Source organism: Nocardia sp. NPDC056541, assembly GCF_042794235.1.
Taxonomy (GTDB): Bacteria; Actinomycetota; Actinomycetes; order Mycobacteriales; family Mycobacteriaceae; genus Nocardia.
In genome coordinates this window covers 286,288-309,989 of record NZ_JBHTUD010000010.1, presented here as the reverse complement: position 1 = coordinate 309,989, position 23,702 = coordinate 286,288, and the positions used below count along the sequence as shown (strand labels likewise).

The 23,702-nt window shown below is 71.0% G+C and carries 1 protein-coding gene; it reads right to left on the bottom strand.

Annotated features, from left to right (window positions below):
- Positions 1-169: 169 nt before the first annotated feature.
- Positions 170-23,470, bottom strand: a complete 23,301-nt coding sequence (locus ACFQ9R_RS20060) for a non-ribosomal peptide synthase/polyketide synthase (protein WP_378992360.1) — start codon at positions 23,468-23,470, stop codon at positions 170-172.
- Positions 23,471-23,702 lie beyond the last annotated feature (232 nt).

Sequence of the window (23,702 nt, the reverse complement as noted above, 5' to 3'; positions counted from 1 at the left end):
CAGTGTCTTCGTCGGACTCGGTCTGCGACTCGATGTGCTCGGACCTCGTCACCCGATCCCACCGGACGGCTGTGCTGGCATGGTTCCTCAAACTCTCGAACGGGACCTGGCGACGTGCGCGTAATGCCTCATTGTGCAGGCCGCAGGCACGACGGCCGGCTCCGCGATTCTATGCGCCCATCGCCCCCGCCCGCGCATCGGCCCTCGTCGCCGGGTCCTCGCCTGCGAGCCCGCGCGTCTCGGATCCGCTCCCGTCGAGGACGTCCGCGATCCGGGCCAGCGCCGCCTCACCCGCCATCGCCCAGTGCGTGGCGGGGATGGCGTGCCGGTGGACCGTGCCGTCGACGGCGGTGGCCCAACTCGCCGCGCCACGCGATCCGCTGGGATCGTCGACGGTGGCGGCGAAGTAGACGAGGTCGCCGTCGAAGCGACGTGGCCGGTATTCGTCGACCATCCGCATCGAGGCCGTGGCGGCGTCGATGATGCGGGCGATGCGGTCGCGATCGAGTGCCGCCAGTGGTCCGCCGATGCCCGCGGCCGCGGCGGCGAGACCGTCGGTGTCGAACGCGAGATCGTCACCGGCGAGCCCGCCGAGCAGGTCGCCGACGGTGGGCATCGCAGTCTGTTGCGGTCCGTCGCCGAGCCAGCTGTCCATCATGGCCAGCTGTGCCACCTGTTCGCCGTCGGCTTGCAGGCCGGTGGCGACGGCGTGGGCCAGCAGCCCGCCCAGCGACCAGCCGAGCAGGTGGTACGGCCCTTCCGGCTGCACCTCGCGGATGGCGGCGATGTAGCGGCGCGCCCAGTCCTCGATCGTGGCGGGCAGCGGTTCGTCGGCGGTGAGGGCAGGCGACTGCAACCCGTAGATCGGGCGCTGCGGGTCGAGGTGGCGGGTCAGTCCGGCGAACGACCAGGACACACCGCCGACGGGGTGGATGCAGAACAGCGGCGCGCCGGTGCCGCCGGCGCGCAGCGGGAGCAGGACCGCGAACGCGTCATCGCTCGAATCATCTTCGGCGCGTAGCCGTTCCACGACGACCGCCGGCGTGGGGTCGGTGAAGAACCACGCCACCGGCACCGGGCTGCCCAGTGCTTCGCTCAGTCGAGACGACAGCTGGACCGCGGTGAGGGAGTTGCCGCCGAGGTCGAAGAAGTTGTCGTCCATGCCGATGCGGTCCAGTCCGAGTACCCGGGCGAAGGCGCCTGCGACGAGCTGCTCGGTCTCGGTGATCGGCGCCCGATAGGTCGCCTGGCGGATCTCCGGGCGCGGCAGTGCGCCGCGGTCGAGTTTGCCGGAGGTGTTGACCGGCAACGCGTCCAGCTCGAGGACCACGGCGGGCACCAGGTAGCCGGGTAGTTCGGTGGCCAGCGCCGCCCGCAGCACGGCCGCATCGAATCCCGAACCAGCGTGTGTCACAGTGCCGTCGACCGCCGCACCGGGACCTGCTCCGACGGTAGTGGGCGCACCGGCAATGCCATCGGATTCCTTGTTCCGTGACGCCACCACGTACGCGACAAGTCGATCTGCGCCGACCCCGGACACCACGGCCGCCGCGGCCTGCGCCACCCCGGGCCGCCGCTGCAGCGCGGCTTCCACTTCACCGAGTTCGATGCGCTGGCCGTTGAGCTTCACCTGCAGGTCGGCACGCCCGAGGTATTCCAGTGCCGGAGTGTCGCTTCCCCGCAGGCGAACGAGGTCGCCGGTGCGATACATCCGAGCGCCGGACGCACCGAACGGGTCCGGGACGAACCGCTCCGCGGTGAGCTCGGCGGCCCCGATGTACCCGTGTGCGAGTTGCGCGCCACCGACATACAGCTCACCGGTCACCCCCGGCGGCACCGGACGCATCCTGGCATCGAGCACGTACAGCCCCGTATTCCACACCGGCGCACCGATCGGCACCGTGACGACGTCGTCATCGGTCACCCGGTGCGCACTCACCTGCACCGTGGTCTCGGTCGGCCCGTAGAGGTTCACCACCTGCGCGCCGGTCAGTGCGCGCACCTGCTGTGCCAGCCCGGCGGGCAACGCCTCGCCACCGGCGAACACCCGCCGTAGCGGCGTACTCACGACACTGTTGCCCGCAGCGGCCGCCTCCCGCGCATGCGCCGCATAGGCCGCGAGCAGGGTCGGGGCGAATTGCGCTGTGTCGATGTGGTGTTCGGTGATCAGCGCGGCCAGGTAGGCCGGGTCCCCGTGCCCACCGGGCCGGGCGATGACCGTGCGGGCGCCCACCCGCAGCGGCAGCAACAGCTCCCAGATCGAGGCGTCGAAGGTGATCGGCGTCTTGTGCAGCACCCTGTCACCGGCGGCGAAGCCGAACTGCTGTGCCAGCCAGTCGAGTTGGTGGACGATCGCGCGATGCGGCACGCCGACGCCCTTGGGCAGACCGGTCGACCCGGACGTGAAGATCACGTACGCGGTGTGCTCCGGGAGCAACGGCGCCACCCGTTCGGCGTCGGCGATCGGCGCTACCGGCAAGCCCGCGAGATCGACGGTGTCCAGCGTGATCACCTCGTGCCCGCGCAGCGGGAGGTCCATAGCATCGCCGCTGGTGGTGAGCACGCAGACCGGTTGCGCGATCCGCAGGATGCGGGTGATCCGCTCCGCCGGATGATCCGGATCGATCGGCACGTAGGTGCCACCCGCCGCCAGCACCGCGTACACGCCGACCAGCAACTCGGCCGAGCGCCGAACTCCCACCGCCACCGCGTGATCCGGCCCGACACCGTGGTCGATCAGATGGCGGGCGAGCCGGTTCACCCGCGCCGCGAATTCGGCGTAGGTGAGAACGAGGTCACCGTCGACGAGCGCGACGGCGTCCGGTGTCGCCGCGGCTCGGCGATCGAACGCTGTCGGCAGAACGCCGACCGCGCCGACGTGAGCGATGTCGTCCGGCAGCGACCTCGCATCCTCGGTCGCCGCGACCGGCCACGCATCGTCGGCCGGATGCGCGGTGTCACACCAATTCTCGAGCATCTGACGGTCGCCGTCGGTGAGCAGGTCGATATCACCGACCGCACCTTCCGGGTTCGCCGTGACCGCGTCGAGGATCCGCACGTACCCGTCCGCGATGCGGGCGGCCGTCTCGGCGTCGAACAGGTCGGTGGCGTAGGTCACGCTCACCGCGCAACCACCGTCGGCGGTGCCGGTGAGGACCAGATCCAGGTCGAACTTGGCGATGGCGGCGTCGGCGTCCAGTCCGGTCACGGTGAGGCCGGGCAGGACCACCTCGACCGGGCCTGCGGCCAGGTTCTGGAAGGCCAGCATCACCTGGAACAGCGGGCTGTGCGCGGTCGAGCGGGTCGGGTCGAGCACGTCGACCAGCCGTTCGAACGGCACCTGCGCGTTCTCGAAGGCATCCAGATCCACCCGCCTGGTCTCGCGCAGCAGCGAACTGAACGACGCTGCGGGGTCGACACCGGTGCGCAGCACCAGCGTGTTGACGAACATGCCGACGAGATCGTCGAGGGCCTGCTCACCGCGACCCGCCACCGGGGTGCCGATCGCGATGTCGCCGGCGCCACCGAGTCGCGCGAGCAACGCGGCCAGCGCGGCATGGGCAACCATGAACTCGCTCACGTCGGCGCGACGGGCCAACCGCGCCACCCGCTGCCATACCGTCGGCGGCACAACAGTGTCAACGCTCGCACCACGATGCGACGCGACAGCAGGCCGCGGCCGGTCGGCGGGCAATTCGAGCAACCCGGGCAGTCCGGCCAGCTCGGTGCGCCAGAACCGCAGCTGCCGCGCGGCGACCGACTCGGCGTCGTCCTCGCTGCCCAGCACGGCACGCTGCCACAGCGTGTAGTCGGCGTACTGCACCGACAGCGGCGCCCACCCGGGTTCGGTCCCCGCGCGACGGGCGAGGTAGGCGGCGGTGGTGTCACGCAGCAGCGGCCCGGCGGAGAACCCGTCGGCGCTGATGTGGTGGATCACCACGACCAGCACGACTTCGTCCGCCGCGCAGCGCAATACGCGCACCCGCACCGGCGGCGCGACGGTGACGTCGAATCCGCGCCCGATCTCGGCCGCGACGATCGCCGGTACCGCGATGGGGTCCACGGTCTCCACCACCGGCGTCGGCACGAACTCCCACACCGCCTGGTGCCCGATCCCGTCGACGGCAGGGTAGGCCGTGCGCAGCACCTCGTGCCGGTCGAGCACGTCGGTGACCGCGGCGGCCAGCGCGCCGGCATCGACATCACCGGTGAGCCGCACCGCGATCGGGATGTTGTACGCGGCGGACTCGGGATCGAGGCGGTTGAGCAGCCACATGCGCTGCTGGGCCGCGGACAGCGGTATCCGGGCCGGTCGTTCGCCGGATGTCAACGCGATCCCCGCGCCGCTGCCGGCCGTGGTCGCGAGCGCGGCGGCCAGGTCGGCCACGGTGGTCGCTTCGAACAGGGCCCGCACGGGCACCCGCGTCGACAATGTCGCGCCGAGGCGGGCGGCGACCCTGGTCGCGATGAGTGAGTTGCCGCCGAGTTCGAAGAAGTCGTCGTCGAGCCCGACCCGCTCGCGCCCGAGCACCTCACCGAACACCTCGGCCACCGCCCGCTGCGCCGCGCTGACCGGCGCCCGGAACGGCCTGGCCACGAATTCCGGTGCGGGCAGCGCCTTGCGGTCGAGCTTGCCGGAGGTGTTGAGCGGGAACGCGTCGAGCACCACGATCACCGACGGCACCATGTAGGACGGCAGCACCGCGCCCACGCCCGACCGCAGGGCGGCCGGATCCAGCGCGACGCCCGGCCTCGGCACGACATAGCCGACGAGCTGGTCACCGGTCGCACTCGCCGCGACCACCGCCGCGGCCTGACCGACCCCGGCCGATCCGCCGAGCGCGGCCTCGATCTCACCGAGTTCGATGCGCTGACCACGGAACTTCACCTGGAAGTCGATGCGCGCCAGATAGACCAGTACGCCGTCGCGAGTCCACTTCACCAGGTCTCCGGTGCGATACATTCTCGCGCCCCGGCGATGCCGGTCGCGGCCGTCACCGACGGAATACGCGGTGTCGAGACCCGCGTCCGCGACGGTGCCTGCCGCGCCGGACTGGATGTCCGCCCCGGCGAACGGGTCCGCGACGAATCTGTCGGCGGTGAGCGCGGTGCGGCCGAGGTACCCGCGAGCGAGCTGGTCACCCGCCAGGTACAGCTCACCGGCCACTCCCGGTGCGACCGGGCGCAGCCGTTCGTCTAGCACGTACACACGCGAATTCCATTCGGGCACACCGATGGGCACCGTCTGCCCGGTCGCACCGTCGGCGGGCCACGCCGTCACCGACACGGCGGCCTCGGTCGGCCCGTACAGGTTGTGCACCGCCGCAGCCGATTTCGCCCGCAGCGCGCCGACTGTCTCCGGAGTGAGCGCTTCACCGATCGCGAGCACCAGCCGCAGACCGGCCAGGTGCTCGGCGTCGGCGTGCGCGGCGAACACTGCCAGCATCGACGGCACGAAGTCGACGACGGTGACCTGCCGCGCTGCCACCAGTTCGGCGAGGTACAGCGGGTCGCGATGCCCGTCCGGGGTGGCGAGCACCAGCGTCGCGCCCGCTGCGAGCGGTGCGAAGAAGCCCCAGACCGACAAGTCGAACCCGGCCGCGGACTTCTGCAGGTACACATCGTCACCGTCGATCGCGTACTGCTCGATCAGCCAGGCGATCTGGTTGCGAATGCCGGCATGACTCATGGCCACGCCCTTGGGTTCGCCGGTCGAGCCGGAGGTGAACAGCACGTAGGCGAGGTTCGAATCCCGCAGGGGGGCGCGGAGTTCGGACTCCACGACCGGATGACCCGGGTAACGGGCAGTGTCGATGTCATCGAGCACGACAACCCCGGTCGGCCCCGCGGTCCGCGAACCACCTGGCGCGGTCTCGCCGCCCTCGACTCCCGGGATCGGCGATCCGCGATCACTGCCGATCACCCGGAACGGCGAGTCGGACGAACCGTCAGCCGGTGCCGGCTTGTCGAATGCGTCTGCGGCGGTGGTGAGGACGAGGTGTGGCCGCGCGGTGTCGAGGATCTGGGTGATCCGGTCGGCCGGGTGATCCGGATCGATCGGCACATACGCGCCGCCCGCGGTGAGGACCGCGTACAAGGCGACGACGAGTTCGGTGGAGCGCCGGATGGCGAGCCCCACCAAGGCGTCGGGGCCGACACCTTCCTCGATCAGGTACCGGGCCAGGCGGTTGACCCGGGTGTCGAATTCGGCGTAGGTCAGGGCCGTGTCCTCGAACACGAGCGCTGTCGCGTCCGGGGTAGCCCGAACCTGCGCACGGAACGAGGTGAGTAGCGTGGCGGCGCCGTCGATCTCGTGGGTGGTGGCATTCCACTCGGTGAGGATGCGCGTGCGCTCGACCGGTTCGAGCACCTCGACCGAATCCAGCGGTGTACGCGGCGATGCCGCGACAGCGGTGAGCAGGCGTTCCAGCCGTCCGGCGATCGCCACCGCGGTCTCGGTGTCGAACACGTCGTGGGCGTAGGTGAGGACGCCGGTGACGCCCGCGGCCGCACCGTCGACCGCGTACTCGTCGCTGACGATGAGGTGCAGATCGAACTGCGACAGCTCGTTCTCGGTGTCCAGCCCCGACACGGTGATCCCGGGCAGGGCCAGCTCGGCACGCTCGAAGTTCTGGAACGAGAAGCCGACCTGGAACAGCGGATGCCGGGCGGTGGAGCGGGCCGGATCGAGCACCTCGACGAGGCGTTCGAACGGCACCTCGGCATGGGCGTACACGGCGAGGTCGGTGGCGCGCTGGCGAATCAGCAACTGCTGGAACGACTCTCCCGCGCGCAGCCGGGTTCGGAAGACCAGCGTGTTCACGAACATGCCGATCAGGTCCTCGAGCGCGGCCTCACCGCGCCCGGCGACCGGCGTGCCGACGGTGATGTCCGCGCTGCCCGAGAGGCGACCGAGCAGCGCCGCGAACGCGGTGTGCACGACCATGAACAGCGTTGCGCCGGACTCCCTGGCCAGCGCGCTGAGCCGGGCGTGGGTGCCCGCGTCCAGGGTCACCGGCACGGTCCCACCGGCGAGGGTCCGCACCGCCGGGCGCGGGCGGTCCAGCGGCAACGCGAGTTCATCGGGGAGGTCGGCGAGTTCGGCGCGCCAGAAGTCGAGCTGGCGGGCGGCCACCGAGTCGGGATCGGCTTCGTCGCCGAGCAGCGCACGCTGCCACAGCGCGTAGTCGGCGTACTGCACCGGCAGCGGCGTCCACGACGGGGCCGTACCGTCGCGTCGTGCGAGGTAGGCGGTCATCAGGTCGCGCACCAGCGGCGGCATCGACGAACCGTCGGCGCTGATGTGGTGCACGACCATGGCGAGCACCGCCTCGTCGGCGCTGATCCGATACAGCACCACCTGCCACGGCACACCGGCCGTGACATCGAAGGCGGTGGCGGCCAGCGCCGTCACGGCAGCCACGATCTCCGCCGGCGCGAGGTACTGAACCCGCAGAGCCACACCGGCTTCGGCGGCGGACACGATCCGCTGTACCGGACCTTCGGCGGTCTCGGGGTAATAGGTGCGCAGTACTTCGTGCCGATCGATGAGATCGTCCACCGCGGCGGCGAGCGCGTCGAGATCGAGCGCGCCACCGAGTCGCACCGCGATCGGCACGTTGTAGCCGGCCGAGTCCGGATCGAACCGGTTGAGGAACCACATGCGCTGCTGGGCGGGCGAGAGCGGGATCGAAGCGGGCCGCTCCCCCGCCACCAGCGCCAGCCGCGCCGCGCCGCCCGCGGCGTCGAGCGCGGCAGCCAACGCGGCCACCGCCGGCGTCTCGAAGATCCGCGCCACGGGCACCTGCCGGTTCAACGCCGCACCGAGGCGCGCCGCGACCCGGGTCGCGATCAGCGAGTTGCCGCCCAGATCGAAGAAATCGTCCTCGGCACCGACCAGTTCGACACCGAGCACCTCGGCGACGACCCCGGCCACCAACTGCTCCGACGGTGTCGCCGGAGCACGGAATTCACGAGCGGCCAGCTCGGGCGCGGGCAGCGCCCGCCGATCGAGCTTGCCCGAGGAATTGACCGGGAACTCCGTGAGAACGACGAACGCGCTCGGCACCATGTAGGCCGGAAGTGCCTGCTGTAGAGCGGATTTCACCACGTCGAGGTCCACACCCGGGACGCCGAGCAGGTAGGCGGTGAGGTAGTCGCCGGTGCCGTCGTCACGGACCGTGACCACCGCCCGTTCGATGGTGTCGAGACCGGTGAGAACGGCCTCGATTTCGCCGAGTTCGATGCGCAGGCCGCGCAGTTTCACCTGGAAGTCGGTGCGGCCCAGGTATTCCAGTTCGCCCGAGCGAGTGCGGACCACGAGGTCGCCGGTGCGGTACATGCGGTCGCCGGGGGCACCGAGGGGGTTGGCGACGAAGCGGTCGGCGGACAGATCCGGGCGGGCGAGGTAGCCGCGGGCGAGTTGGACGCCGGCCAGATACAGCTCACCCGGTGTGCCGACGGGAACGGGACGCAGGCGGGCATCGAGCACGTGCAGGGCGGTGTTGGCGACCGGGGCGCCGATCGGCACCGTGACCGTGTCGGCGTCGGTGACCTCGTGGAAGCTCACGTCGACCGCGGCCTCGGTGGGTCCGTACAGGTTGTGCACGGCGACACCGGGGACCAGCGCGCGCAGGCGCTGGGCAGCGGCGGCGGGCAGCGCCTCACCGGAGGCGAACACCTGCCGCAGCGAGACACAGTCGGCCGCACGCGGCTCGGCGAGGAAGGCCGCCAGCATCGACGGCACGAAGTGCGCGACGCCGACACCCGTGCGGGTGATGACCTCGGCCAGGTAGGCGGGGTCGCGGTGCCCGTCGGGCCGCGCGATCACCAGGGTGGCGCCGATCTGCAAGGGCCAGAACAGTTCCCACACCGACACATCGAAGGTGATCGGCGTCTTGTGCAGCACGGTGCCGGCCGCGTCGAGCCGGTAGGCATCCTGCATCCACACCAGACGGTTGACGATCGCGGCATGGGTCACCGCGACGCCCTTGGGCTTACCGGTCGAGCCGGACGTGAACAGCACATACGCCAGGTCCGCGGCACGCAACGGCCGGATCCGGTCGGCATCGGTCACCGGGTCGACAGCGAACCCGGAAAGATCGAGCGCGCCGGGCTCGACAAGACGAATGCCGGGCTCGGTGCCGGATTCGACCGCATGCGTGCCGGACTCGACCAGCCGGTAGCCGGACTCGACCTGCGCGGCGGGCACCGCGGTGCGTGCGCCGGTTTCGGGGAAGTCGGCGGCGGCCAGCACACAGACCGGGGCCGCGGTCGCCAGGATGTCGGCGATCCGGTCGGCCGGGTGGTCGGGATCCAGCGGCAGATAGGCGGCGCCCGCGGCCTGGACCGCGTAGAGGGCGACCAGGAGATCGATGCCGCGCCGCAGCCCGACACCGACGACCGCGCCGGGACCGACCTGCTCGGCGATCAGCCAACGCGCGAGGCGGGCGACACGCATCGCGAACTCGCCATAGGTGATCCGCTGCCCCTCGAACTCCAGGGCGATCGCGTCGGGGGTACGCGCGGCCTGCGCGGCGAACATCGAGACCAGCGTCGCCTCGGCGTCGAGCGGGGCCACGGTGTCGTTCCACGCCGCGAGCTGGGCGGACTCGGCGGCATCCAGCAGATCGATCTCGCCGACCGCGATGCTGTCGTCGGCGACGACCGCGCTCAGCACCCGCACGAACCGCGCACCGAACGCCGCCACTGTGTCGGCGTCGAACAGATCCGTGGCGTAGCGCAGCCACCCGCGCATGCCGGGCTCCCCCGCGGCGCCGACGATCTCGTTGATCGCCAGCGACAGATCGAACTGGGTGGTCGCCGCGTCCAGAGCGAACTCGTCGATCCGCAGTCCGGGCAACTCGATGATGGTGTCCTCGCGATGCTCGAACGCGAGCATCACCTGCACGATCGGCGAATACGCCGTGGAGCGGCTCGGATTGAGCTCGTCGACGAGCCGCTCGAACGGCAGGTCGGCGTGTGCGAAGGCCCGCAGATCAGCGTCGCGCACCTCGGCCAGTAGTTCACCGAACCCGGCACCGGCATCGACCGCCGTCCGCAACACGAGGGTGTTGACGAACATGCCGACCAGGTCGTCGAGCGCGGCATCGGCCCGCCCGGCGACCGGCGTGCCGACGAGCACATCCGCGCCGGCGCCCTGACGAGACAGCAGCACCGCGAACGCCGCGTGCACCACCATGAAGGTGGACACCCCGTGGCGGCGGGCCAGCGCCTCGATCCCCGCCACGACATCGGCGGGCACCTCGAACCCGACGGCCCCGCCCGCACCCGCGCGGACGGCGGGCCGGGGCCGATCCGTCGCCAGTTCGAGAACCGGTGCGATCCCGGCCAATTCGTCACGCCAGTGCGCCGACTGCCGCGCCAGCCGCGACTGCGGGTCGGCCGCGTCGCCGAGCACGGCACGCTGCCACAGGGTGAAGTCCGGATACTGCACCGGCAACGGCTCCCACACCGGAGCGATCCCCGCGGCGCGCGTGGCATAGGCGGCGATGAGGTCCCGCGCCAGCGGCGTCGTCGACACCCCATCGGCGGCGATGTGATGCACAGCGAGCACCAGCACGTGCTCTGTCTGGTGCGAACCCACGCAATGCACGGCCGCGAGACCCGGCGTGGCATCGCCGACCACTGGTCGGCGGTCGACAGCTTCGACCGGCGTTTCCCGGCGCAGCAGCGCGGCGCGCAGAGGCGGCTGAGTGGTCAGGTCGTAACCCTGGCCGATGATCGAGCGCACCGTAGCGGCCAGTTCACCCTCGGCGATCTCGCGCACGACGGCAGCGGGCAGCACCGCGTCGGCGGGAAGGACCACCTGGGTCGGGCCGTCGGCGTCTTCGGGGAAAATGGTGCGCAGTGATTCGTGCCGGTCGAGGACGTCGGCCAGCGCCGCCCACAGGGCGCCGGTGTCGAGATCGCCGGTCAGGCGCAATGCGATCGGCAGGGTGTAGACGGCCGATTCGGGATCGATCCGGTTCAGTAACCACAGGCGAGTCTGGGCCAGCGACAGCGGGATTCGATCCGGGCGCGGTCGCACCACGGTCAGCGGCGGCGACTGTTCGCCGCCGACGCCCGCACGCTCGGCGAGTCCGGCGACGGTCGGGGCGTCGAACACATCGCGCACGTCGAGCGCACTGCCGAGGGCCGCGTTGGCCCGGGCGACCAGACGCATCGCGAGCAGTGAGTTGCCGCCGACGGCGAAGAAGTCGTCGTTGGCGCCGATGCGTGCCACGCCGAGCAATTCGCCGATCACACCGGCGAGCGCGGTCTGCGCACCCGGTCGCGGCGCCACGTATTCGGTGGTGACGGACAGGTCGGCGGCGGGCAGCGCGGCCCGATCCAGTTTGCCCGCCGAGTTGAGCGGCACGGTGTCGAGCACGACCAGGTGCGAGGGCACCATGTACGCGGGCACCCGGCCCGCGACGTGGGCACGCACCGCCACGCTGTCCACCTCGCCCGCGACATATCCGACCAGACACTGCCGACCGGCGTCGTCGGTGGCGGGCAGTACGGTCGCGTGGGTGACGCCGGGTGCGTCGCCGAGCGCGGCCTCGATCTCGCCCAGCTCGATCCGCAGTCCCCGGATCTTCACCTGGAAATCGTTGCGGCCCAAGTAGACCAGCGCATCGTCGCGATCGCGGCGAACGAGGTCACCCGTGCGGTACATCCGGGTTCCGTCCGCCCCGAACGGGTCGGCGACGAAGCGGTCGGCGGTCAGGTCGGGCCTGCCCAGGTAGCCTCGGGCCAGCTGATCACCCGCGAGATACAGCTCGCCCGCGACACCGCCGGGCACCGGGTGCAGGCGCTCGTCGAGCACGTAGGCGCGCACGTTCCAGGTCGGCCTGCCGATGGGCAGCTCGGTCTGCTCGACCGGCGCGGTGATCCGCTGGAACGTGCTGGTGATCGCCACTTCGGTGGGGCCGTAGGTGTTGTGCAGTTCGCCGGGGATCGTGGCGAGGACGGTGGCCGCCAGTGGCGCGGGCAGTTCCTCGCCGCCCACGTGCAGCATGCGCAGCCCGCTCAGCGCGTCGCCGAGCCCTTCGGCGAGCATCGCGGCCAGCACCGACGGCACGATCTCCATGATGGTGACGCCCTGCTCGCGCACCACTCGCGCCTGATATTCCAGGTCGAGGTGACCGCCCGGGCGCAACAGCACCAGCGGGGCGCCGAGCAGCGCGGGCGCCAGCAGTTCCCAGAGCGAGACGTCGAAGGTGAGGGGCGCGCGCTGCAGGAAGCGATCGGCCGACGTCATGCCGTATTCGCCACGCAGCCAGCAGATCTCGTTGACCACGGCGCGATGCGAGATCAGCACGCCCTTCGGCGTACCGGTGGAGCCGGACGTGAACAGCACGTACGCCGGGTGCTCGGGGTGCAGCGGCGCCAGGCGTTCGAGGTCGGTGACCGGGCCGGCTGCCACCGTATCCTGCGCTACGTCCTCGAGCTGGCCGACGGTGAGCACCGCAACCCCGGAGCGCGACGCGGCGGCGAAATGCACCGAGGCCGTGGCGGATCGGATACCGCTGTCCACATGGTCGAGGTCACCGGCCCCCGCGACGACGACGAGTCGCGGGGTGGCGGTCGCCAGCACATGCCCGATGCGTTCGGCGGGCTGGCCCGCGTCGATCGGCACGTACACGCCCCCGGCGGCGAGTACACCGTGCAGCACCACCAGCAGTTCGATGCTGCGCGGAACAGCCACGGCCACCGGTGTTTCCGGCCCGACACCGCAGTCGATCAACCTGCGCGCCAACCGGTTCGCCCTGGCAGCGAGCGCGCCGTAGGTGATCTCGACGCCTTCGAAGATCGCCGCCACGGCGTGGGGAGCTCGCGCGGCCGCGGCATCGAGCAGGTGGGCGGCGAGTGGGGCGCGCAGGCCCAGTTCCGCGAGCGCGCTGTCGAGCGGCACCACCTCACCGTGGTGCCGCGTCGGCAGTGTGGCCGCGGCGGTGTCGGCCAGCAAGGCGAGGTCGCCGACCGCGGTGCCGGGGGCGGTGACCGCGTCCCGCAGCACCCGATCGAGCATCGCGACCATGGTCGCGATGGTGTCGGCGTCGAAAAGATCGGTGGCGTAGCGCAGTTCGAGGTCGAGCCCGTCAGGTGCGCCGTCGGGCGCGAAACGGTCGACGAAGGTGAAGTCCAGATCGACTTCGATCGGCGCATCCGGCAGGGTCAGCCCCGACAGGGTCAGGCCCGGCAATTCGAAGGCGGTCCTGCGCTGGTTCTGCAAGGCCAGGGAGATCTGGTACAGCGGTGAATACCCCTGTGAGCGCGCCGGATTCAGTGCGTCGACCAGGCTTTCGAACGGCACGTCGGCATTGTCGAAAGCATCGAGATCCTCGGCACGGACCGCGTCGAGGAGATCGCTGAAACGCGCGCCCGCGCGCACCTGCGCACGGAGCACGAGCGTGTTGACGAACATGCCGACGATGTCGTCGAGTTCGCGATGGCCACGCCCGGCCACGGGCGTGCCGACGACGATGTCGGTACCGGCCGAGAGCCGCGCGAGCAGCACCGAGAGGCCCGCGTGCAGCACCATGAACGCAGTGGCGCGGTGCGCGCGAGCCAGCTCCTCGATCCCGCGATGCAGGTCGGCGCCGAGGGTGGTGGTGAAGGTCGCGCCCCGGTTGGAGGCGATCAGCGGCCTGCGCCGGTCGGCGGGCAGCGTCAGGACATCGGGCAAACCCGCGAGTCGGCGCGTCCAGTAGTCGAGCTGGCGGGCCAGCGGCGCGTCCGGGTCGTCGGCACTGCCGAGCCCCTCGGTCTGCCACAGTGCGTAGTCGGCATAGTGCACAGCGAGCGCGGGCAGCTGTGGCTGCGCACCTACAGCGCGGGCGGCGTAGGCGGCCACCAGATCCCGCGTCAGCGGCCCCATCGACCAGCCGTCGGCCGCGATGTGATGCACAACGAGCACCAGCACGTGTTCGGTCGCCGCGACCCGCAGCAGTGCGGCGCGCACCGGCACCTCGCGGGTGATGTCGAAACCGCCGGCGAGGACCGACACCACCGTCGCGGGCACGTGATCGGCGGCCACGTCGACGACGGCGAGCTCGGGCACGAACGCCGGACCGACGAGTTGGGTCGCCCGCCCGTCGAATTCGGGATAGGTCGTGCGCAATGTCTCGTGCCGGGCGATCAGATCACCCAGGGCGCCGCGCAGCGCGGTCGTATCCAGCTCGCCGCTGAGCCGGATCGCGACCGGGATGTGGTACGCGGCGGAGTCCGGATCGAAGCGGTGCAGGAACCACATCCGCTGCTGGGCGGGCGAGAGCGGGATCCGCTGCGGCCGTTGGCCCGCCACCGGTCCACGCCTGCTGCCGGTGCCGCGCAGCGCGTCCAGCCGCACGGCGAGTCCGTCCACGGTGCTCGCCTCGAACAGCTCGCGCACCGGCACCCGCGCATCCAGCGCGGCACCGAGCCGGGCCGCCACCTGGGTCGCCAGCAGCGAGTTGCCCCCGAGGGCGAAGAAGTCGTCGCCCGCGCCGACTCGGTCGAGGTCGAGCACCCCGGCGAACGTCGCGGCAACGATCCGCTCGGTGGCGGTGGCGGGCTCGCGGTAGTCGAGCTGCCGCGACTGCGGCGCAGGGAGTGCCCGGCGATCGAGCTTGCCCGAAGCATTCACGGGCAACTCGTCGAGGAAGACGTAGGCGCCAGGGACCATGTAGGAGGGCAGGGTCGCCGCGATCGCTGCGTCGAAGTCGGCGGTGGTGGGCGCCGCCGACGAGTCGGGTCGCGGAACAGCCGGCGCGACGTCGACAGCACGGACCGCGTCGCCTCCCCCGGAATCGGCGCCGCCGGCGATGGGGCCGAAGTCGCCGACGACGACCTCGGGCGTCTCGGCAGCACGGACGACGTAGGCGACGAGCTGATCGGTCCGGCCTTCGTCCGAGCGGACCAGGACGGCGACGCGGCCGACGCCGGGAACCGAGGCGATCGCGGCTTCGATTTCGGCCGGTTCGATGCGCAGACCGCGCAGTTTCACCTGCAAGTCGGTGCGGCCGAGGTAGTGCAGCGCCGGACCGTCGGCGCCGGTGCGCCAGGTGACCAGATCGCCGGTGCGGTACAGGCGCTCGCCCGCGCCGAAGGGGTCGGCGACGAAACGTTCGGCGGTGAGCTCGGTACGGCCGTGATAGCCGTCGGCGAGCTGCGCGCCCGCCACGTACAGCTCGCCCGGAACACCCGCGGGGACGGGACGCAGGCGCGAATCCAGCACGTACACACGGGTATCGGCGACCGGTGCGCCGATCGGCACCGTGGCGCCGAGTTCGTCACCGGCCTCGTGCGTGGTGACCTGGATGGCGGTTTCGGTCGGGCCGTACAGGTTGACCACCGTCGCGCCGGTCATCGCGCGCACCCGCCGCGCCAGGTCGGTTGTCAGCGCTTCACCGCCCGCGAAGACGAGTCGCAGCGAATCGGACTGCGCGGCAGCCGGTTCCGCCACGACCGCGGCGAGCACCGACGGTACGTACTGGACGACACTCACCCGATGCCGCACGGTGGCTGCCGCCAGGTAGGCCGGATCGCGATGCCCGTCAGCGGTGGCGAGCACCAAGCGCGCCCCGGCGTGCAACGGCCACAGCAGTTCCCACACCGATGCGTCGAAGGTGAACGGTGTCTTCTGCAGCACCACGTCGTCGGCACCGAGCGGGTACTCCCGCTGCAACCACAGCAACTGGTTCACCGCGGCCTTGTGCGGCACGGCCACACCCTTCGGCTTGCCGGTGGAACCCGACGTGAACAGCACATACGCGAGGTGCCCGGGACGCAGCGGCGCCACCCGCTCCGCATCGGTGATCGGCTCGCCGGACAGCTCCGACAGGTCGAGCACGTCGACCTCCACCACCGATTCGCCCACAGCCACACCGATTCCGGCAAGCGTCAGCACACAGACCGGTGCCGTCTGCGCCAGCACATACGCGGTCCGCTCGGCCGGATGATCCGGGTCCACCGGCACATAGGCCGCCCCGGCCACCAGCACGGCGTGTACCGCGACCAACTGCTCCACACCACGGCGCATCGCGACCGCGACCAGCGAGCCAGGGCCCGCTCCCAGCCCGATCAGATGACGCGCCAATCGTGCGACTCGCACGCCGAACTCCCCGTACGAAAGCTCCACTGCGGTCGTGGAATCAGCAGCACGCAGCGACACCTCGGGCACCGCACCCCGGGCGCGGTGTGCGGCGATGGCATCGGCTGCCGCGTGTTCGAGCCGGGAAATCGCGCTCGAGGACGCCCCGATTCCGAGGGGCGCGCCATCGGCAACTACCCGAGCGCCGTCCTCGGTCGGTGTGCCCGCCTCGACTGTGCGCGCCGACAGACGACCCGGCTTCGCCGTCGACTCCAGGCGCTCCTGCACCGATTCGTCTCTCGCGGTGGGCGATACATCGAGCGCCCGTGCCATTGTCGTGGCGGCCAGCGGCGCGTCATCGACCGCGGTGGGATCGGTATCGAGGACGACGGCGATCGCGTGGGGCGTTGCGGCGGCTCGGTCGGTGAGCAGCGAGGCGAGAGTCGCGGCGTGGCCGGTCTCGGTGGCGGTGTCGTTCCACGTGGTCAGGATGTCGGTCCGCTCGGCGGCGTCGAGGAAGTCGAGGTCGCCGACGGGGCGGGCCGGGTCGGCGAGGACGGCCGTGAGGATACGGTCCAAGCGGGTAGCGAACGCGGCGACGGTGGTGGCGTCGAACAGGTCGGTGGCGTAGAGGAAGGCACCGGAAATGCCGGTGGGAGTGCCGTTGTCGTCGCGGTGCTCGGTGAGGGTGAGTTCCAGGTCGAACTTGGCGATACCGGTGGGCAGGTCGAAACCTGCGACGGTGAGGCCGGGGAGCGCGAGTTCGCTCGGGGTGTCCTCGTTGAGGGACAGCATCACCTGGAACAGGGGGTTGCGGGCGGTGGAGCGAACCGGATCGAGGACCTCGACCAGGCGCTCGAACGGCACGTCGGCGTGGCCGAAGGCGGCGAGGTCCTGCTCGCGGACCTGGGCGATCAGTTCGGTGAACGGAGTCGCGGGTACCACCTCCACCCGCAGGACGAGGGTGTTGACGAACATGCCGACGAGATCATCGAGCGCGCGCTCACCCCGCCCCGACACCGGCGTGCCGATCGCGATGTCGGTGGTCGCCGACAGCCGTGCCAGCAGCACCGCGAACACCGCGTGCGCGGCCATGAACACCGTGATGCCCTGCGCGCGAGCGAATTCCGCCAGTGCCCGATGGGTCGCGGCATCGATCTCGACGCCGTGCATCGCACCCCGCCGGGAAGCGACCGCAGGCCGGGTCCGGTCGGTGGGCAGTTCCAGCTGCTCGGGCACCCCCGCCAGCGCGTCACGCCAGAACGAGAGCTGCTTCGCCGCCACCGATTCCGGATCGGCCGCATCACCGAGCACCGTGTGCTGCCACACGGCGTAGTCGGCGTATTGCACCTCCAACGGCGCCCAACCCGGGGCCTCACCGATGGCGCGCGTGCCGTAGGCCGTGAGCACGTCCCGGATCAACGGCCCGAACGAGAAACCATCGGCCGCGATGTGATGCACCACGATGACCAGCACGTACTCAGCACCGGCAGACCCCGTCGAGTCCGCCACTGCGGCATGCCCATCGGCCCGGTCACGCGCACCCGACGCGCGATGCTCCAGCGCGGTGTCCGGGGCAACACGCAGCAGCGTCGCGCGGATCGGGGCATCGACGGTGAGGTCGAAGCCGGTGGCGGCGAAGGTACGCACGGCGTCGGACAGGTCGGCCGCAGCCACGATCTGCGGGTGGACCTCGGGAAGCAGGCCGGTCGCCGGAAGGATCTCGGCGATGGCGTTGCCGTCCAGTTCCGGGTAGCGGGTGCGCAGGACCTCGTGCCGGTCCAGCACGTCGACGATCGCGGCCTGGAGTGCGGCGATGTCGAGCGCACCGGTGAGCCGGACGGCCAGCGGGATGTTGTCGGTGGCCGAGCCGGGATCGAAGCGGTTGAGGAACCACATGCGCTGCTGGGCAGGCGAGAGCGGCACGGGATCGGGCCGGGGTCCCGCCACCAGCGCGGGGCCGGTGCCGGTGCCACGCAGACGGTCGGCGGCCGCGGCCAGCGTCAGCACCGTCGTGGTGTCGAAGAGCTGGCGGACGGGAATGCGCAGGTCGAGGTCGGCGCCGATGCGCGCCATCAACCGGGTCGCCAGGAGCGAGTTGCCGCCCAGATCGAAGAAGTCGTCGTCGCGGCCGACCCGGTCCAGTCCGAGGACCTCGGCGAACGCGGCGGCCACCACCTGCTCGGCCACCGTTTCCGGTGCCCGGTAGGCGGCGGTGTCGAAGACCGGTGCGGGCAGCGCGGCCCGATCGAGCTTGCCGACAGGGGTCAGCGGCACGGCATCGAGGGTGACGACCGCGGCGGGCACCATGTGCGAGGGCAGGTGCGCGGCGGTGTGCGCGATGAGGGTCGCGGCGTCGATGGTGGCACCGGCGACAGGCACGACATAGGAGACCAGCAGGGTGGCGCCCGCGTCGGTCCGATGACCGACGGTGGCGGCGAAGTCGACCGTCCGATGGCGGGCCAGGACCGCGTCGATCTCGCCGAGTTCGATCCGGAAGCCGCGCACCTTCACCTGGAAGTCGTTGCGGCCCAGGTACTCCAGATCGAACGAGCCTTCGCGCCGCACCCAGCGCACGGTGTCACCGGTGCGGTACATCCGCTCGCCGGGCGCGCCGAAGGGATTGGTGACGAACCGTCCGGCGGTCAGCGCGGGCCTGCGATGGTAGCCGCGCGCCAGCTGCGCACCAGCGATGTACAGCTCGCCGACGACCCCCGCGGGCACCGGCCGCAGCCGCTCGTCGAGCACCAGTTCGGTCGTGCCCTCCACCGGTGCGCCGAGCGTGATCGCCGTTGTCGCACTGAGTGGTTCGCTGATATTGGTGACGATGGTCGTCTCGGTCGGGCCGTAACCGTTGCGGAAGATCAGACCCGGAATCGCGGCGGTCCACCGCGCCACCAGTTCCGGCGGGCATGCCTCGCCACCGACCACCACCATCCGCAGCTCGTCGAGGCCCTCCGGGTGTACCGTCGCCAGCGCCGACGGCGTGATGACCACATGGGTCACCCGCTCGGCCCGCAGCAACTCCCCCAGCTCCGCCCCACCGAACACCCCGGCGGGCGCGATGACCATCGTCGCCCCCTCGGTCACGGTCAGCAGCAGCTCGGCCACGGAGATGTCGAACGAGGGCGACGCCACGTGCAGCACGCGCGCATCGGCGCAGGCCAGGTACCGCCCGGCCTGCACGGGCAGATACGCCGCGACCGCACCGTGCGGAATCACCACACCCTTGGGCAGACCGGTGGTGCCGGAGGTGTAGATGACGTACGCGGGATCCAGCGGATCCACCGCTCGTGCACCCGCCGCGCCGCCGTTCACCGCACGGCCACCTGCTGCGCCGACCGTACGGGAATCGGCCACGGGGGCATGGGGAGAGGTCACGACGCCGCCGCGACCGGTCTCGGCATCGACGGCGTTCTCGACGCTGATCGTCCTGTCACCGGCACGTGCGTATGCGCCCAGGCCCGCCCGCGCCGCATCGTCTGCCGTGGGTTCTGTGCCGTCGAGCACGAGCCAGTTCACGGTAGCCGGCAGATCCGACCGCACCGCCTCGATCGTGATACCCGCCGCCGCGCCGGAATCGGAGAGCATGTGGGCGATGCGGTCGGCGGGATAGTTCGGGTCGACCGGGAGGAAGCCCGCGCCGGACTTCACGACGGCCCAGATCGCGGTGATCGAGTGGGCCGAACGCGGAATACTCACGGCGACAAGGTCACCCGTGCCGACGCCGAGATCGGCGAGACGGGCGGCCAGGGAGGTGGAGGCGTCGTCGAGCTCGCCGTAGGTGAGGGTGCGGGCGCCGTCGCGGATGGCGATCGCGGTGGGGTCGGCGGCGGCGCGGGCGAGCACCTGCGGCAGCAGCGGAGCCGGAGTCGACGGGCCGCCGGTGCGGGCGGTCAGCTCGGCGAGTTCGGTGTCGATCAGCAGTGGCAGGTCGGCGACGGGAGTCTGCGGGGCCGCGGCGATCGCGGCGAGTAGGCCGGTGAAGCGGGCCACCGTGCGCCGGATGGTCTGCTCGTCGAACAGATCTGTGGCGTAGGAGAATTCGCCGGACAGACCCAGGGCCGCGGAATCACGCAGGGTCAGGGAGAGATCGAACTTCTCGATGTCATAGGGCAGGTCGACGGCGGCCGCGCGCAGACCGGGCAGCTCGAAGGTGGTCGGCGGCAGGTTCTGCAACGACAGTGCCACCTGGAACAGCGGATGGCGACCGGCTGAACGGGTCGGCGCGAGCACCTCGACGAGCCGCTCGAACGGCAGGGTGGTGTGGTCGAAAGCGGCCAGATCCCCGGTGCGGACGCGGCCGAGCAGGCCGGCGAACGGTTCGCCGCCACGCACCTGAGTGCGCAGCACGGCGGTGTTGACGAACATGCCGATGACGTCGTCGAGTTCGGCGGCACCGCGCCCGGCGACCGGCGTGCCGATCGCCACATCGGCATTGCCCGACAGGCGTGCGATCAGCACCGACAATGCCGCGTGCAGCACCATGAACAGGGTCGCACCCTGTTCCGCGGCAACAGCGTTCAGCGCCGCGACCACGTCGGCATCGAGCTCGAACGAGACCCGGCGTCCCCGCATCGACGCGGTGGCGGGGCGAGGGCGATCGGTCGGCAGGCCCGACTCGTCCGGCAGTCCGGCCAGCGAGTCACGCCAGAACGCGATCTCGCGCCCGGCCTGCGAGTCGGCGTCGTCCTCCGCGCCGAGGACGGCACGCTGCCACAGGGTGTAGTCGGCGTACTGCACCGGCAGCGGATTCCACTGCGGCGCCACACCTTCGGCACGCGCGTAGTAGGCGGTCATCGTGTCACGCACCAGCGGACCGGCCGACCAGCCGTCGGAGGCGATGTGATGCACCACCAGCACCAGCACGTGATCACCGTCGACCTCGAACAGGCTCGCGCGCACCGGTGGCGCGGCCGTGACATCGAATCCGCGCAGAACGACGGCCGCCAACACCTCCGGAAGGTCCTCGGCGCCGATGCTGACGGCGTCGAGCACCGTCGAAGACCCCGCCGCGACCCCATCGGCGCCGGCATCGGCGTGGTCGCTCGAAGACAATTCGGCCGCAAGCACTTCGAGCGCCTCGGCGACAGGAAGAACCCGTTGCGTCCCCACCCCGTCGACCTCGGGGTACACCGTGCGCAGCACCTCGTGCCGCGCGATCAGATCACCCACCGCCGCCCGCAACGCGTCCCGATCCAGCGCACCCGTCAACCGCACTGCGATCGGGATGTTGTACGCCCCGGTCTCCGGATCGAACCGGTTGAGGAACCACATCCGCTGCTGCGCGGGCGAGAGCGGCAACAGCTCGGGACGCGGACCCGCGACGAGCGCGGGCCGATCATCGACCACCCCGCCCTCGACCAGCTTCGCGAGTACGGCCACCGTCGGGCTGTCGAAGAAGTCGCGAACATCCACCCGCACACCGAAGTTCGCCTGCAACCGGCCGATGGCGCGGGTGGCGATCAACGAGTTGCCGCCGAGGCGGAAGAAGTCGTCGTCCAAGCCGACCACGTCCACCTCGAGCAGCTCGGCGAACAACGCGGCGACGGTACGCTCGGTCGCCGTGCGTGGCTCCCGGAATTCGGCGGCCGACACCCGGAAGTCCGGCTCCGGCAACGCTTTCCGATCCAGCTTGCCGCTGGCATTGATCGGCATCGCGTCCAGTTGCACCAGCAGCGACGGCACCATGTACTCGGGCATCGACGACTTGGCGTGCTCGGCCAGCTCGGCCTCGTCGAGCACCGCACCGTCGACGCTCACCACATAACCGACCAGCGCCTCACCGGCGCCATGGCGATGCAGCACCACCGCCGCGTAGCCGACGCGAGGGTGCGCGGCCAGCACGGCCTCGATCTCCCCCAGCTCGATCCGCAGGCCACGCAGCTTCACCTGGAAGTCGGTGCGCCCCAGGTATTCCAGCTCACCGCGCGACTCCCGTACCAGGTCACCGGTGCGATACATGCGCTCACCGGGCACGCCGTACGGATTGGCGACGAACCGATCCGCGGTGAGCCCCGGGCGCGCCACGTACCCACGCGCCAACTGGACACCGGCCAGATACAGCTCGCCGACCACCCCGACGGGGACCTGGTCGAGGTTCTCGTCGAGCACGAGCAGCCCGGTGTCGTCGGCGGGACCCCCGATCGGCACCGACACCTCGTCGAGAGCGGTCACCTCGTGCGCGGTGACGTCGACCGCCGCCTCGGTGGGCCCGTACAGGTTGTGCAGCGCCGTCGCCGACAACGCGCGCAGCCGGGCGGCCGTGGCAGCGGGCAGCGCCTCACCGGAGGCGAACACCATCCGCAACGACGACAGATCCACCTCGGGACCCACGTCACCGACGAACGCGGCCAGCATCGACGGCACGAAGTGCGTCACGGTGACCCGATGCTGGGCGATCAGCGCCGCCAGGTACGCGGGATCACCGTGGCGCCCCGCCTCGGCGACCACCAGCCGAGCGCCGATCTGCAAGGGCCAGAACAACTCCCACACCGACACATCGAAGGTGTAAGGCGTCTTCTGCACCACCACATCGGCCTCGGTCATGGCGTAGCGGCGCTGCCGCCAATCCAGGTTCGCCACGATCGCCCCGTGGGTGACCGCCACGCCCTTCGGCCTGCCCGTGGAGCCCGACGTGAAGATGACGTAGGCCGTGTTGCCCGCCCGTACCCCGGACACCACCTCGCCGGGCGCCGCGTCCCAGTCGATGTCATCGGTGCGCAGCACCGGCGCGCCGTTCAGATCCGGCTCGTCGCCTGCCCGTGTCACGACCACCACCGGCCGCGCCACCTCGAGCACATAGTGCAGCCGGTCCACCGGATGATCGGGGTCCAGCGGCACATACGCACCGCCCGCACGCACGATCGCGTGCACCGCGACGATCAGCTCGACACTGCGCCGCAGCGCCAACCCGACCAGCGTCTCCGGCCCGACGCCCGCCTCGACCAATCGCGCCGCCAGCACCCGCACTCTGGCATCGAATGCCGCGTAGGTCAGCGTGACGTCACCGCACTGCACCGCGACAGCATCCGGCGTCCGCGCCACCTGCGCGGCGAACCGATCGACCAGCGTCGCCGCGGCCACCGCCTCCAGCCCCAGCGCCGCCATCACATCGCCCGCGAGCGAATCCAGCAGCACACCGAACGTCCCCTCGGCGGCATCGACCACGCCGGGGAACAGCTCGGCGAGCACCACCTGCACGAGCGTCTCCGCGTCCAGCGCCCCACCGGTGAGCTCGGCCATCAGCGTGAGCTGGGCGTCGAGATCGGCATAGGACACCGCGGTGCTGTCGAACTCGACCGCGATCCGCGCCGGATCCATCGCCGCGACCGTCGCCACCAGCGCCGCCAGCTGTTCTGTTTCCGCGCGCGCCGGAGTGGGGTTGGTCATCGCACACTGCCTTCCATTACCGGCCGCGGGTAACGCCACGCGGCCGCACAAACTCTCGGAACTCCCCGGCTCGAACCGGGGTGGGGTGGATCGGCGCGGGGGCGGCCAACCTCGGGCACCCTGCCCGAAATCCGCCCGCGCACACCGGATTCAGTGCGATCGGCTATGACACGATCGCGGCAATCCGGCTCGCCGCCACGCAACCAGCAATGACTCGGCTATCTCCCGACCT